Genomic DNA, 13,401 nt, shown 5'->3' on the forward strand with positions numbered 1-13,401 from the left:
GACGATTGTGAGGCAAGTTCGAGCAACAGGAGCAGCTCGGCGCTAACCTGCTGTTTCAACTCAGCGTCGACGTCACCACCACTTTCATGGCCAGCCAGCATAGAATTAATGCAATCGCCCGCCTTAAGTAATAAGTCAATAGATTCAATGGTCAGAGAAAGCTGTTCATTGCGAACTAAATCCAGATACGCTTCTACGGAATGGGTAAATTCACTGATGTCGAGCAGGTTAAACGTCGCAGCGCCACCTTTGATAGAATGAGCCGCACGAAAAATCGTGTTGATCTGCTCCATGTCCACGGTAGCAGGCTCGAGGTTTAACAGTACGCCTTCCAACACTTCCAAATTTTCACGACACTCTTCGTAAAACATTTTTCGAAGTTGTTCCATATCTAAAGCCATAGAGGTTCCCTCTCCAAAACCGATATCTTTTTGACGTACTTATATAACTCGCTTAAGCGTTTTCAGCAGCGTTTCCGGATTGAACGGCTTCACCAGCCAGCCGGTCGCTCCCACTGATTTACCCTCTTGCTTCTTTTCTATGCTGGTTTCTGTGGTGAGCATTAAAATAGGAACGAACTTATATTGAGGCTTTCCCCGTATCGCTTTTACCAGTTCAAACCCTCCCATGTTGGGCATGTTGACATCCGAAATCACCACATCGAACTTGCAGGAAGCAATTTTGCTAAGTGCATCTTTTCCGTCATTAGCGGTTTCTACTTCATATCCCGCATCTTTCAACGTATGAGCGACCATTTGACGGATAGAAATCGAATCGTCGACAGCAAGAATTTTTGTCATAGTTCAGCCTCATCAACTATCTGTATTGATTCAAAATTTGCTTGAAAACCGAGAATAGCAATCGCCTCGCGCAGCGCCGTCGGGCAATCTATCAACTGGATGGGAGTATTGTTTTTGTTTGCCGTAATGACTAACGCCAGCAATGCTTGAATACCGGCGGCATCAACTTTGCCGACCTGGCTGGCATTTATGGTGAGCGGTTGTGAGGTTGCTAGCCACTCACAATAGACAGGCACCGCTTCTAGTACCGTCGAGATATCGATGGTATCCGGTAGCATACAATCCATGTTACTAACCTATTGACGTTGATTTGATGTTATTTTTCTCAACCAAGAGACAACTTGGTATTTAATTTGAGTATAGGAGTGATCAGGTGATTCGCAAATTAATTATAAAATCATCGCGAAAGTTGAGGCTTGGTCACAGTCTGGCAGACGGTTTGATGAGGCTGATTTTTAACAGATTAATTTCATAACTTGACGCAACCCTAGTTCAGGTTGTCCAGAATAGGATAGGACTTTCTTGCCATGTGTGATCTAGATCTTGCCCCAGACGTGCAGTCTTTTACAGTGTAAATTGGGTCTAGCGAAGATATCCGCCCACCAATTTACAGTGTAAAGTCGCATTCATTTATAAGCTGTGCTAAATCCCTTTTTAGCTGATGCTCAACCTGTTTTTTCCCTGGCAACTGAAGACGTTGTGCACACTGTTGCCAGGTATGCTGCTGTAGCACTTTATAAATCAACAAATCGCTAGCCTTTTTTACTGCCCGACAGTCCTGAATTAGCCACTGGTTAATCATCGGCGCTACGGTTTCAAACAGTACGCCACCGCAGACATAACCATGCAACAATGCCGATTGACGGTGGTCCGGCATTTTCCTGGTATCCGAAACCAGTTCACGTATCAGTTCAGGATGCAGATCTTTCAGTGGATCTTTAAGCAGGTAGTCGAGGCTGAACTGAAACGAACACTTTAGTTCAGTACTCCAGTGGTTTTCTATCTCTCTTACCATTATCAAAGAGTGACAACCGCTGGCGTGGTCGCGCTGAATGGCTAATTTAGCGGTAACAAACTGATTGCGTTTCCAAAACCGGACCAATTCAGCGCTGGCGCCAAAACTGGTTGATAGAAAGTTCGCAGGAGTCATCTCGGCAAGTTGATTGAGCAGTTCACTTCCCCACCCCTTTCCCTGACAACTCGGATGAATAGCGATGCGCATAATACGCTGGCTGACCACCTTTGCCGCTTGCGCTAAATGAAATTGACTGGCCAAAGTTGAGGCGACCATATGCCCTTTAGGACGACGTTCACCATGCACGATCTGTCGAATATCTTCGTCGCTCAAACCGCCTTCCTGCACTGTCAGCAGGCATCCTAATAGCTGGTCATTTTGTGTCAGCAGATACAGTTCAACTTTGCGATCAGACAACAGCAACATCATGTCATTCGGTGAGGTCTGATAATGCGCGTTGACCAACAAACCAAAACAGCGCCGCAACAAACTAGGTTCATTAAATAACTGGGCTTTCTCTATACGCTGCAGAACGGCTTTGCCGTCACCAGTTTCGAGCTCAGCGGACAACTCAGCATCCAACAAAAACGTCCGGTATAACCATTGCTCTAAATAATCTTGTCGGCACCAGCGAATGGGCTGATCCAGGTGCAGAAACCGCGCACCGGGACGCTGTTGTTTGAGCCAGGACTGAAATTTAAGCGTGAATCCGCGGCCACACCCTTCGTAACCATGAATAGTGGTAGCAAACACCGCTCGATGATAGCGAGCCACCATCGCCTGGAGCATAGGTATCGGGATAGCAGCCGCTTCATCGACCAGTAGCAAATCGCATTCCGGTTGCTGGCTAAGCAGCGCATCCGGAGCAATAAACTCTAATGTGCCGTTCGGACTCACCAGTTTGCTTTTATCTAGTCGAGATTCAGGTAACAACCTGGCAGCGTGTTCGAGCGCAGGCAACACCGCCGAGAGCTTGGGAGCGGTGATCAGCACTTTGATGGCTTTGCGCTGTAACAACTGCCCCGTCGCAATACCCAATGCACTGCTTTTGCCCCTGCCTCGATCGGCGGTCAATACGAAAGGACGCTTCCTGTGCCCTTCAGCCACACGAATTATGCCTTCAACCGCCTGCTGTTGCTGGTCAAAGCGACTCGCCATGTCATAGCTAGATTGTGCTGGCAGTGACGGTAATTGCGCAGTTTGGTTGAGACGGTAGAGTTGAGAAAATGCTCTGTTTAGCCAAAGCTGCGCCCAATTTTGAGTTAACGCTCCGCCCTCGCCTTCAGCCACATCGCAATCTAGCCAACCGGGCTCAGCTAGCACCAACAGTAAGCCACCACCTTTTAAAGTGCCCAGTACACTGCTGAAGCTATTGGCATCGAACTGGTCGTTAAGAACACAAACCAGTACATCACTTTCTTGTCCCAACAGCTGCTGGCCTTGATTTTGCGCGACGTGATGACTGACATTCGGCAGTCGCTCACCACCCAGTTGAAAGACAGACTTTAAATTCAGGCTATCGATATAGCAGGAGACTAACGAACGCTGCCAATCTTTATCGCCTTCCAGAACCACACCGAATCGACAGTAAGCCTGGTGAGCTAATGAAGTGATTTTAGACAGATATTGAAGGGCGGTTTGCATAAACGAAAACTCGAGACATAAACTGTCGCCAGTTTAGCATAACCAATAAAAAAAGCCGCTCAAGGCGGCTTTAGTAACATAACGGCAGGATTAGCCCAGCTTCGACTGGATAAACTCGAGTATTTCCTGCATGGTTTGATCGTCTACTTTTTTGAGAGACAGTGCTAAATTGCCTCCCTTGCGGCTATAGGACGCTCTACCTTTAACCAGATCGATTTTACTGTTTGACGTCGACTTATGAGGTAGCAGGTCTTCAATCCAGGTTTCTAATGTCTCCGACACTTCTTTGGTTATCCGGGCCACGCCCTGAGATTCGCAACGTTGCCAAATCAACTCAGGTTCCGCGGTACATTTGTCCAGCAATTGTTGCTGCTGGCTATCAGACAAACGGTAAAATTGTTTATGCAGTTTCACGATGGTTGGTCTGCCCAAATCAACCACATTTGGGTACGCCTGCAGCAGTGGCAGCGGCAAATCAGCGGCTTTCAAAGCACCACTAACCAGTGCTTCGCTGCACTGGAACATTTTAGCCAGCGCCTTCTGGTCTTCCGCTTCACCGCTGGCCAGCTTAGCCTGCATTTCCCTGCCCTTTTCATACAGAGACAGCGGCTTATGCGCATTGGCCACGTCAGACAAAAACTTAGCGTGGTCGGCATTAATGTCTTCGGCCACATAAACCAGGAACTCGCGCTCGGCCAAGATACAGGACATTCGACGACGACTGCCGTCGAGCACTTCAATTTTGCCTTCGGCTGTCTTACGACCTACCGCCGGATACTGCTGTCCCCTTTCCCGTAATGTGGTCAGCACATCAGACAGTGCATGTTCATTCAGGAAAGACTGCTCCCGGGCATTCTCGGCAAACACCACGGTTTGCTGTTCTACTTGGTCGGCAGGAATACGCAGCAGTTCAAACTGAACTAATTCTTCCCCCGCCACCGCCAGTTCAATCACCTGCGCTTGCTCTTTCGCAGCTTGCTGCGCTTCGGAAGGAGTCGTTGCCCGGCGCTTGTTCGCTTTACCAAACAACTTAGCGTTAATATCAGAGGTTTTAATTGCCATAACTTATTTACCCTTGATTCAGTGATGACCAATGACTGTGCAGCACGCGTTCTAGTTCCAACGCACTCTTTTGCACCGCATCCTGTGCTGTCGCCAGCGTTTTCTTGCCACCTTCAAAGTCCCCGGTGGTCAGGTCGAAAACGGTACTGTATGTGTCAGCACAAGTTTCAAAGGCTCGACTACGTGGAATCGTCGCCATCATAACCTGGTCACCCAACAAGTAGTTCATTTCGGTCAGCACCGACACTTGCTTCTTATTATCGTCTTCAAACATGGTCGGCATCAAACGCGCAAACTCTAACCCTTTCCAATCTTCCGGGAACATTTCATACACTGTAGGAAGATGCTGGAAGAAATTGACGGTAGAGGCCCAGTCGAGACGTTTGGCCGCACACGGGATCAGTAACGCATTAGAGGCATACATGGCGTTCCAGACCAGTGGATCTACGTGCGGGCCAGTGTCAATCATGATGATATCGAAGTCGTCGGCGATTTTGTCTATCAGTTTTTCTTTCAGTAGTTTGACGATATCCAACGACTGGTTTTTAGACAGATACTGCCATGCTTCTGCATTAAACATTGCGTCTTCTGGAAACGCAGAAACTGTCTGTAGATTAGGATACTGCGTTGGCAACAACACATTCTTATGCAGAAAATCACGATCTATTTCTACATCTTCGGGGACGTTATCAAGCATGACATCGACTGCCGAATAGATATTTTCATGATCTGACAAGCTAATTTGCGGATTGAGAAACAGACGCAATGAACCTTGTGGATCCAAATCGATAAGACAGATGCGGTACCGTTTGTCCAGATTGAGTGCCAGGCAGGCAGCCAAATGTACCGCGGACATCGATTTACCGGTGCCCCCTTTCTGGTTCTGTACATTGATGATCCAAGGTTTATTTTCTTGATTCTTTTTGCGCTGGTGAAACTTAGGAATACCAGCAGCTTCCATCAACATATGAGCTTCGGAAAGAGAAATAGAATAGTGATTGGCATTATTCTTAGTAAACTGATGACCGGCTTCTTCCAGCTTATTGATCGCATCATCGAGTTTGCGCCGGGTCAAACCTGAACGCGTCTCCATTAACGCTTTTGACATCGGCGGGAAGTGCTGGTCGCTTCGCTCTTCCAATACAATTTCAATGCGGTCGGCTTGTACTTGCTGCGTTTGTTCGGCTAACCGGTAAAGGTTGTCTATCGTGTGTTCTCTTTTCATTGCCTTATCCCATCCACAATCAATAGACACAATTGTACAGCAAAAAACAATATAAACAACAAAAAGGTGGACAGACAATTATCGATAATAATCACAATAATTAGAATTTTATGGACCATTGTAATGTAAAATAGCAATATCACTGTTCAAATTAACAACATATTGCATCTATTTTCAGAACAGATTTTAAATATTACAGTGTCACTTATTTACAATGTAAACTGAATTACCAGAAGTTGGAAAAATCAACTTTGTGGAAGGAATTTACTATTGACATCCCGGAACGATTAGTATTTGTCGCTCAATTACGGCAGCTGTCAATTCAACTAACAAATCGACAACCTTTGCCCCTGATTGGCAATCAAGCCTTGATGTTGACAATTACCTCAGTAGGGGAACAGCAGGTCACGAAAGCATGATCAAGGCAGATATTATGATCATGCTTTCAGTAAAATATCGCGCTTTAGGAACCATGATCAAGACAACATTTCCCTATAACGGATTGCCAGATCGAGAACAGCGAAAGGATCGTTTCGCGGATCAATGATCAAGTGATTCAACACACCGGAAGCATGCTTTTTGATGGCTAATTTACGGCAGACTGTCGATGAAACCTGGAACTGAGGCAAAATACAGCGCAGCCAGTGGCAAACTCGAAAAACTGCCATGCAGAATCCAATTGTCATGGTGATACCTTGATCATGCTTGCGAACCGATTGGAGACAACAACGCCAGTGCACTATTTTCATTCGCAATCTCGTTCATGCAAGCAGTGTGGTTAGATTGCACAGATTGACAGCTTTACAGGCCGAAATCAGCATCACCATGATCATCGTTTCGGGGATTTGAACGGCGATTTTTCAACTTGCCCGATTGAAATTCAATCAACTTACGCTTCCGGTTGTGGATAAGGTGTTGAAAGATGATGATCATGTTTCTGAAACGGCGATGATCATGCGTTCCCAACCATCATGATCATGATTCAGAGGATATTTGATCATGCTTTCAATTAGTTAATGATCATGCTTTCGTGGATACAATGATCATGCTTGCGGATCTGCTTTTTATTAATTTCTATTAAAACAACAGGTTATAAACTTATTTCTGCTCGGATCATTAGATCATATTTACCATTAAGATCAGAATAATCAAAAAGATCAGTTATTTAAAAACAAGATTTTTTTCTTTATTTATGATCTTTTTTTCTTTATTCTCTTGGAAATATAGCGGATTTACGGCCAGTGTGATACGGATCATAATCAATGAGTGCAGAAGAAAAAGTGCTGATCAAAGCACCCAGAAGCCACAAAGACGGACATTTATTTGCAGTATCTGAAACGGCAGTAGATTGGATCGAACAATACCAACACTTCAAAGGCGTAACCAAAAGTATTCTGGAACTTCTGAACCTGATCTCACTAAGGGGCTTTCAGAGCAAAGATGGCTATGTGTCCACCACTGAGTTAATCGATGCAACGGACGGAAAACTGACTCGCGCTGCAATCCAACAGCGGCTGAGAGCGGCCGTTAACATTGGTCTGTTTGCCCAGATCCCGGTTAAGTTCGAACAGGGATTGGCTGGCAAGACCATGTTGCATCAGTTTGTTAATCCGAACCAATTAATATCAGTACTGGGTTCCACCAGCCTGGTGACTGAATCGGTCAAACAAAACGAAAAGAAAAAGCGCTCCAAAGCATTGGCCCAGACTCAGGTCAATAAAAGGCTACTGAACGAACACGGGTTGAATACGCCGCCGGCCATGAAAGACGAAGCGGATCAGTTTGTGGTGTCTCCCACCAACTGGGCCGGCATTATCGATCAGGCCCTGGCACCGCCGCGTACCCGCAAGAGTTACCAGAAATCAATGGTTTCGATCTCCGGTACCCGGGCTGTGATCGAAACTCGATCATCGAAAAATATTATGACGGTGGACGATCTGATGACGCTGTTTGCGCTGTTTACGCTGACTGTGCAGTATCATGATCACCACCAGGATAGCTATCAGCTGGATGCCAGGTTGGTTCCGAATAAAACGCCACTGTACATCACCGATATCTTGTCATTGCGTGGCAAAAAAGATTCAGGACCGGCACGGGACTCGATTCGAGACAGTATCGACAGAATAGAATTTACCGACTTCCAGCTGCACGAACTAACCGGCCGCTGGCTGAGTGAAAACATGCCGGAAGGCTTCAAGAGTGATCGATTCCGCTTCCTGGCGAGAACGATCACCGCATCAGAAGAAGCCCCCACCGAAGGTCTTGACGGCGAGATCAGGATCAAACCCAACCTGTACATTCTGGTCTGGGAGCCTTCGTTCTACGAGGAACTGCTGACACGGGACTACTTCTTCCTGTTTCCACCGGAAATTCTTAAGCAGCACACGCTGGTCTTCCAGCTGTACAGCTACTTCCGCAGCCGTATGGTGCGTCGCCACACTGACGTGATGCTATTGAGCGAATTAAATCAGAAACTGGCGCGGAATATTGAATGGCGTCGTTTTTCGATGGATTTGATCCGCGAGTTGAAGCGATTATCGGAAGGTAAGGGCAGCGAGGATCTGTTTGTTGTTAACCTGTGGGGATACCATCTGACTATTACCAGTCAGGTTGAAGACGGTAAGATCCGCGACTATCAGGTGGACATCAAATGCGATGTTGAAGAAGTGTTGCGCTATTCACGTGCCCGCACCACCAATGCCGGTAAACGCAATATGGCGCCGACGTTGCCAAACCCGTTACGTAACGAAATGGTGACCAAACAGCAACTGGATGAGCTGTCTCAGGTGATTGACGGTGAATTCGAACCGATTCAGCGCAAAGCGCCGTCTCCCCGCGGTAATCTTGGCCGTCGGGTGAAACTGCGTAAGCACCTGGCAGAGATCAACGCGGACGAGATAACGATAACTCTGTCTAAATATACCTCCTCAGAAGCTCTAGAACGCAGTATAACGGCTTTGGCGGCGATGACAGGGCATTCCCATACCTCAATCAGAGAAGAGTGTCAGGAGTTGATTGACAAGCTTGAGTACCTTAAAGCCGGTGAGCAGTCACTGTCGTACGAAGTGCTCAGTAAGGTGGTTGAGTTGTACAACAGCCAGAGCGACAACAAGCACTTATCTATCGAACGGCTGATTTCGGGCCTGGCGGTAAGACGTAAAGTGTGTAAGCAGGTACTGGACGGTCATCTAGATGAATCTGTGTTCAGGATTCTGGATGAAGTGGCGGTATAACCTCCTGGCCGACAAAGATACAACATTGCCCTGACACAAGCATGACAATAGCCGCCGGGTTGCTGACTAGTATCAATGGTGAATAGACAACCTTTGTCCTTTCTGATGAATTGATAGATTGGCTCATATTGTTACATTTATTCTTAAGTTAGCGAGTTCTGATGAACTCGCTTTTTTTTGTCTGCCGAATTGGGAACGATGATCAAGAGCGCTCTTGATCATCGTTCCTGCTACTGTATCTGCTGGTGCAAGCCTTGCGACTGATTTTCAATGGCCAACATGAAATTGACATGTTGTTGTATGGTCTGCTCTTTCAAGGTTTGCCACTTGTCACCGTTTTGATGGTGGCAAAACTCTATCGCGATAACAACCAGTGGTTGCAGCTGTTTCAGGCTCCACAAACGCACTCGATTGTCAGCGTCTTCATCACCTGGCAACGTTTGTAACTGGGTTATGGCCAGCGACAGGGCATTGAACGCTCGGACAGGGCGCTGACCGGCCTGGTGCTCAAAGACACGGACACATCCTTCTAACCACCATGCCAGTGCTTTGCTGGTTTGACTTGTCAGTGGTGAGTGCCAGATTTGACTTGGCGGATCAATGATCAAGGCATACAGCTGATCCACTTGATCATGCTTTCGGCTTTGAAGGCATTGCTCAACCGCCAGTAACCAGTGCGAGAGATCGTCCATAACTGATCCAATATGGGTGACAAAATGAACGCCGGATTGAATTCGGCACTACAGCTAGTGTGGGACGCGGAGCGGAAATCTGCCAGTCGTGGTACTAAAAATTATTGGGGGCAAAACGGCGTGGACGGCCTGGCAAATATGAGAGCTGGATCGTATCGAAAATTGACAGAGTAATCCGTTAAATGTACTGCTCTGTCTGAAGGTATGCAAAACTTTATTGAGTCATTTATTGGTTAGTGTTTTGAATCATAATCAGGGTCACAATCTGAATCAAAAATCGTTAACAAGCCAGAAGTCGTTTGCTACAGATTAGGGGTCCCTAACATGGTTTGTTCGGAGGTTAGAATGTCCATAAATTCAATTGACCATGATGAAATGACTAAAATTGCAGATAACTGGGACTTCACGGAAGAAGTAGCCAATCAAACCGCTTCAAAAAGCGTTAAGTCCGCTGAAGCTCGTCGCCGTATCGAAGCCTTAAAAGAGATACGTGACAGCGGATTGAGCATCGAAGAAGCGAAGGAGTTGGGTTTACTGCATTAAAAGACGTTATTGCTAAGGGTGGCAGGGTGCCACCCTTACTGTTTCAGACATAGTTATTTTTCTGTCACTTTATTGATCTCATTCGTGACATTTGCTCTCACATTATCCCCTTGCTGTGCTATATTTCCTGCCCACGTAATCAGTGAATTGGACAGATGTATGTCAGTGAATCTTTCACTCCTTCCTGCAGACGAAAAAAACAAGATTGAACTTGATAAACAAGCATCGTTTCTGGTTTGGAAACTGCGTGAAGGCAAAGCAGGGCCTGAACTCATTATTCAGCAACGTGAACGGATTGGCGATGATCAGCAAAAAGCCTGGTTTGAGCAGTCCGTTGCTAAATACAAACGAGTGATGGGTGTTGCCTGATACTGACTACTCGGCGGGGTGGAAATTGAAATGACTCCACTTTTTGCTAAAATCCTCGCGTTAAATTGAAATTAGAGAGAACATCCCGATGGGAAGAAGTTTTGAAGTGCGCAAAGCCTCAATGGCTAAAACACAAGGCGCCAAAATTAAAGTTTATTCCAAGTACGGTAAAGAAATTTACATGTGCGCGAAAAATGGTGGTGCAGACCCAGACATGAACTTGTCTCTTAAGCACCTGATCGCGAAAGCGAAAAAAGACCAGGTTCCAGCACACGTTATCGACAAAGCTATTGATAAAGCAACCGGCGGCGGCGGTGAAGATTACCAACCTGCACGCTACGAAGGTTTTGCGCCTGGCGGCGCGAGCGTTATCGTTGACTGTCTGACCGATAACGGCAACCGTACCTTCCAGGATGTTCGTCAGTGCTTCGTAAAGACTGGTGCTAAGATCGGTTCTCCTGGTACCACCGCTCACATGTTTGATCACCAGGCGGTGTTCCAGTTCCAGGGCGACGACGAAGAAGCGGTACTGGAAGCTCTGATGATGGCAGACGTAGACGTGACTGACATCGAACTGGAAGATGGCGTTATCACCGTGTTTGCGCCTCACACCGAGTTCTTTAAGGCGAAAACGGCCCTGAACGCTGAGTACCCAGACCTGACTCTGGACGTGGAAGAGATCACCTTTGTTCCACAAAACCACACACCGGTCAGCGGCGAAGATGCCGAGAAGTTCCAGAAGTTCCTGGACATGCTGGAAGAGTGTGACGATGTGCAGCAGGTGTACCACAACGCTGAGCTGTAATCGGCACCAAGCATTAAAAAAACCGAGCCAATGTGCTCGGTTTTTTGTTTCGCGCTCAAACGGCTCGTCAGAGCTTTTTGAAGATAATTGATGTGTTGATGCCACCAAAGGCAAAATTGTTGCTCATCAGGCAACTGACGTCCATTACGCGCCCTTCTCCGGTGATGTAGTCCAGTTCGGCACATTGCGGATCCAGTTGAGTCAGGTTGAGGGTCGGGTTGAACCAGCCGTTGTGCATCATTTCCAGCCCCAGCCAGGCTTCGATAGCGCCACAAGCGCCCAGGGTGTGACCGAAATAACTCTTCAGTGAACTGATGGGCACCCGGCCGACGGCGTTTGCGGTAGCATGGCTCTCGGCGATATCACCACGATCAGTCGCGGTGCCGTGTGCCGAAACATAATCGATCTCATCGGCGCTCATTGCGGCGCTTTGTAGTGCCATCTCCATACAGATCTGCATGGTTTCCATCTGCGGCTGGGTCACATGGGCTGCATCGCAGTTGGAGGCAAAACCGATGATCTCCGCATAGATGGGCGCGCCGCGTGCAACCGCATGCTGGTATTCTTCCAGGATCAGTGTGCCAGCCCCTTCACCGATAACCAGGCCGTCACGCTCAGTGTCGTAAGGTCGCGGGGTGGATTTGGGCGCCTCATTTTTTACGCTGGTCGCAAACAGGGTATCGAATACCGCCGATTCTGTCGGGCACAACTCTTCGGCACCGCCGGCAACCATCACCGTCTGATAACCGTGTTTGATCGCTTCGTAAGCATAACCGATTGCCTGGCTGCCAGAAGTACAGGCGCTGCTGGTTGGGATCACCCGGCCTCTTAAACCGAAGAACAGCCCAACGTTGACCGCGGTGGTATGCGGCATCATCTGTACGTAGGTGGTTGCGGTGATCGCTTTGGTGGTGTGTTCGTTCAGCATGACGCCGAATGCGCCGATGGCTTCGGTACTGCCGGTGGAGGAGCCGTAGGCAATACCAGTCTGGCCGTTGGTCAGAATCGGGTTACCGAGCAGACCGGCGTGGTTGAGGGCGTTCTCAGTCGCCACTGTAGCCAGTTTCGCCACCCGGCCCATGCCGCGCACCTGTTTACGTTTGTAGTGGGCAGGCAGTTCGAAGTCATTGATCGGGGCGGCCAGTTTGGTGTTCAGCCCTTGATACTGCTCGTACTCATCCATGTACTGAGTCGCGTTTTGCAGCGCTCTCAGTTTCGGCTCGATGCTGGCCCAGTCCTGGCCAAATGCGGTCACGCCGGACATGCCGGTGACGACGACTCTGCGGCTCATAGCAAACCTCCGTTGACGGATATCACCTGACGGGTAACGTAGCCGGCAATATCCGACATCAGGTAACTGACCAGCCCGGCTACTTCTTCCGGTTCACCCATGCGACGCAAAGGGACCTGGGGCAGGGCGTGTTGTTTCACTTCATCACTGACCATGCCGGTATCTATCAGACCGGGCGCGACACAGTTAACGGTAATCTTGCGTTTGGCCAGCTCCAGCGCCAGAGATTTACTGGCGCCAATTACGCCGGCTTTTGCCGCGCTGTAGTTGGTTTGGCCACGATTGCCCATCAGCCCGGATACCGATGCCAGGGTAATGATTCTGCCGCCACGGCGACGCTGTACCATCGGCATTACGCAGGGGTGCAGCACGTTGTAAAAACTGTCCAGGTTGGTATGGATAACGCCGTCCCACTCCTGATCCGTCATGGCCGGGAACGCGGTGTCGCGGGTGATCCCGGCATTGCTAACCACCCCGTAATAGGCGCCGTGCTGGTCGATATCCTGCTCGAGCCGCTCGCGGCACTGGGCCCGGTCGCTGATGTCAAACTGTAGCGTGCGGCCATGGCCACCTAGCTCAATGAGCTGTTGTAACGTTGCCTCTGCACCGCCCTGGTCGCTCATATAATGGACCACGACGCCAAAGCCGTCTTTGGCCAGTTGAATGGCAATCGCTCGACCAATGCCTTTACTGGCTCCGGTCACTAATACCTCACGGCTCAT

Annotated in this window: 13 protein-coding genes; 4 read left to right on the forward strand and 9 right to left on the reverse strand. The window is 48.3% G+C overall.

Annotated elements, in window-relative coordinates; all coding sequences use genetic code 11:
* From ACQY6F_RS08980 to ACQY6F_RS09005, 6 genes are all read right to left on the reverse strand, one after another.
* The coding region (locus ACQY6F_RS08980) for an Hpt domain-containing protein (protein ID WP_428773770.1) at positions 1-401 on the reverse strand (401 nt) is incomplete at its 3' end.
* Between the two features lie 39 nt (positions 402-440).
* Complete coding sequence (locus ACQY6F_RS08985; RefSeq protein WP_428773772.1) at positions 441-800, reverse strand: response regulator; 360 nt, start codon at positions 798-800, stop codon at positions 441-443.
* Positions 797-1,087: an STAS domain-containing protein gene (locus tag ACQY6F_RS08990; protein WP_428773773.1), complete on the reverse strand. Its 291-nt coding sequence runs from the start codon at positions 1,085-1,087 to the stop codon at positions 797-799. Before ACQY6F_RS08990 ends, ACQY6F_RS08985 begins: the two co-directional genes overlap by 4 nt.
* 320 nt (positions 1,088-1,407) lie before the next feature.
* Positions 1,408-3,459: a GNAT family N-acetyltransferase gene (locus ACQY6F_RS08995; RefSeq protein WP_428773774.1), complete on the reverse strand. Its 2,052-nt coding sequence runs from the start codon at positions 3,457-3,459 to the stop codon at positions 1,408-1,410.
* A gap of 90 nt (positions 3,460-3,549) precedes the next feature.
* Entirely contained in the window at positions 3,550-4,521 is a 972-nt protein-coding gene (locus tag ACQY6F_RS09000) for a ParB/RepB/Spo0J family partition protein (protein ID WP_428773776.1), read from the reverse strand.
* Positions 4,522-4,528: 7 nt separating this feature from the next.
* Positions 4,529-5,746 (reverse strand): ParA family protein, encoded by a 1,218-nt coding sequence (locus ACQY6F_RS09005; protein WP_428773778.1) that lies wholly within the window; start codon positions 5,744-5,746, stop codon positions 4,529-4,531.
* Between the two features lie 1,262 nt (positions 5,747-7,008).
* Here ACQY6F_RS09005 and ACQY6F_RS09010 point away from each other — a divergent pair.
* Positions 7,009-8,979 (forward strand): replication initiator protein RctB domain-containing protein, encoded by a 1,971-nt coding sequence (locus ACQY6F_RS09010; protein ID WP_428773780.1) that lies wholly within the window; start codon positions 7,009-7,011, stop codon positions 8,977-8,979.
* Positions 8,980-9,209: 230 nt separating this feature from the next.
* Here ACQY6F_RS09010 and ACQY6F_RS09015 read toward each other — a convergent pair whose 3' ends face one another.
* Positions 9,210-9,671 (reverse strand): transcriptional regulator, encoded by a 462-nt coding sequence (locus ACQY6F_RS09015; protein ID WP_428773781.1) that lies wholly within the window; start codon positions 9,669-9,671, stop codon positions 9,210-9,212.
* Between the two features lie 345 nt (positions 9,672-10,016).
* Between ACQY6F_RS09015 and ACQY6F_RS09020 the strand changes: the two genes are divergently transcribed.
* The 3 genes from ACQY6F_RS09020 to ACQY6F_RS09030 all read left to right on the forward strand — a co-directional run bounded on the left by ACQY6F_RS09020 (position 10,017) and on the right by ACQY6F_RS09030 (position 11,388).
* Entirely contained in the window at positions 10,017-10,214 is a 198-nt protein-coding gene (locus tag ACQY6F_RS09020) for a PA3496 family putative envelope integrity protein (RefSeq protein WP_428773782.1), read from the forward strand.
* A 159-nt stretch (positions 10,215-10,373) separates the two neighbouring features.
* Complete coding sequence (locus ACQY6F_RS09025; RefSeq protein ID WP_428773783.1) at positions 10,374-10,583, forward strand: DUF3283 family protein; 210 nt, start codon at positions 10,374-10,376, stop codon at positions 10,581-10,583.
* Between the two features lie 88 nt (positions 10,584-10,671).
* Complete coding sequence (locus tag ACQY6F_RS09030; protein ID WP_428773785.1) at positions 10,672-11,388, forward strand: YebC/PmpR family DNA-binding transcriptional regulator; 717 nt, start codon at positions 10,672-10,674, stop codon at positions 11,386-11,388.
* Positions 11,389-11,455: 67 nt separating this feature from the next.
* Here ACQY6F_RS09030 and ACQY6F_RS09035 read toward each other — a convergent pair whose 3' ends face one another.
* Both ACQY6F_RS09035 and ACQY6F_RS09040 read right to left on the reverse strand, forming a co-directional pair.
* A complete protein-coding gene (locus ACQY6F_RS09035) occupies positions 11,456-12,679 on the reverse strand; it encodes a beta-ketoacyl-ACP synthase (protein ID WP_428773786.1) in 1,224 nt (407 codons plus the stop codon).
* Positions 12,676-13,401 carry a 3-ketoacyl-ACP reductase FabG2 gene (locus ACQY6F_RS09040; RefSeq protein ID WP_428773788.1) on the reverse strand — a complete coding sequence of 242 codons (726 nt, stop codon included), beginning with the start codon at positions 13,399-13,401 and terminating at the stop codon, positions 12,676-12,678. Before ACQY6F_RS09040 ends, ACQY6F_RS09035 begins: the two co-directional genes overlap by 4 nt.

It is taken from the genome of Vibrio sp. (assembly GCF_050299255.1).
GTDB lineage: Bacteria > Pseudomonadota > Gammaproteobacteria > Enterobacterales > Vibrionaceae > Vibrio.

Bases quoted from the DNA above. Each gene is read 5' to 3' on its own strand.
- ACQY6F_RS09000 (WP_428773776.1), bottom strand. From the start codon at position 4,521: ATGGCAATTAAAACCTCTGATATTAACGCTAAGTTGTTTGGTAAAGCG.
- ACQY6F_RS09035 (WP_428773786.1), bottom strand. From the start codon at position 12,679: ATGAGCCGCAGAGTCGTCGTCACCGGCATGTCCGGCGTGACCGCATTT.
- ACQY6F_RS09005 (WP_428773778.1), bottom strand. From the start codon at position 5,746: ATGAAAAGAGAACACACGATAGACAACCTTTACCGGTTAGCCGAACAA.
- ACQY6F_RS09010 (WP_428773780.1), top strand. From the start codon at position 7,009: ATGAGTGCAGAAGAAAAAGTGCTGATCAAAGCACCCAGAAGCCACAAA.
- ACQY6F_RS09015 (WP_428773781.1), bottom strand. From the start codon at position 9,671: ATGGACGATCTCTCGCACTGGTTACTGGCGGTTGAGCAATGCCTTCAA.
- ACQY6F_RS08985 (WP_428773772.1), bottom strand. From the start codon at position 800: ATGACAAAAATTCTTGCTGTCGACGATTCGATTTCTATCCGTCAAATG.
- ACQY6F_RS09040 (WP_428773788.1), bottom strand. From the start codon at position 13,401: ATGAGCCGTGAGGTATTAGTGACCGGAGCCAGTAAAGGCATTGGTCGA.
- ACQY6F_RS09030 (WP_428773785.1), top strand. From the start codon at position 10,672: ATGGGAAGAAGTTTTGAAGTGCGCAAAGCCTCAATGGCTAAAACACAA.
- ACQY6F_RS09020 (WP_428773782.1), top strand. From the start codon at position 10,017: ATGTCCATAAATTCAATTGACCATGATGAAATGACTAAAATTGCAGAT.
- ACQY6F_RS09025 (WP_428773783.1), top strand. From the start codon at position 10,374: ATGTCAGTGAATCTTTCACTCCTTCCTGCAGACGAAAAAAACAAGATT.
- ACQY6F_RS08995 (WP_428773774.1), bottom strand. From the start codon at position 3,459: ATGCAAACCGCCCTTCAATATCTGTCTAAAATCACTTCATTAGCTCAC.
- ACQY6F_RS08990 (WP_428773773.1), bottom strand. From the start codon at position 1,087: ATGGATTGTATGCTACCGGATACCATCGATATCTCGACGGTACTAGAA.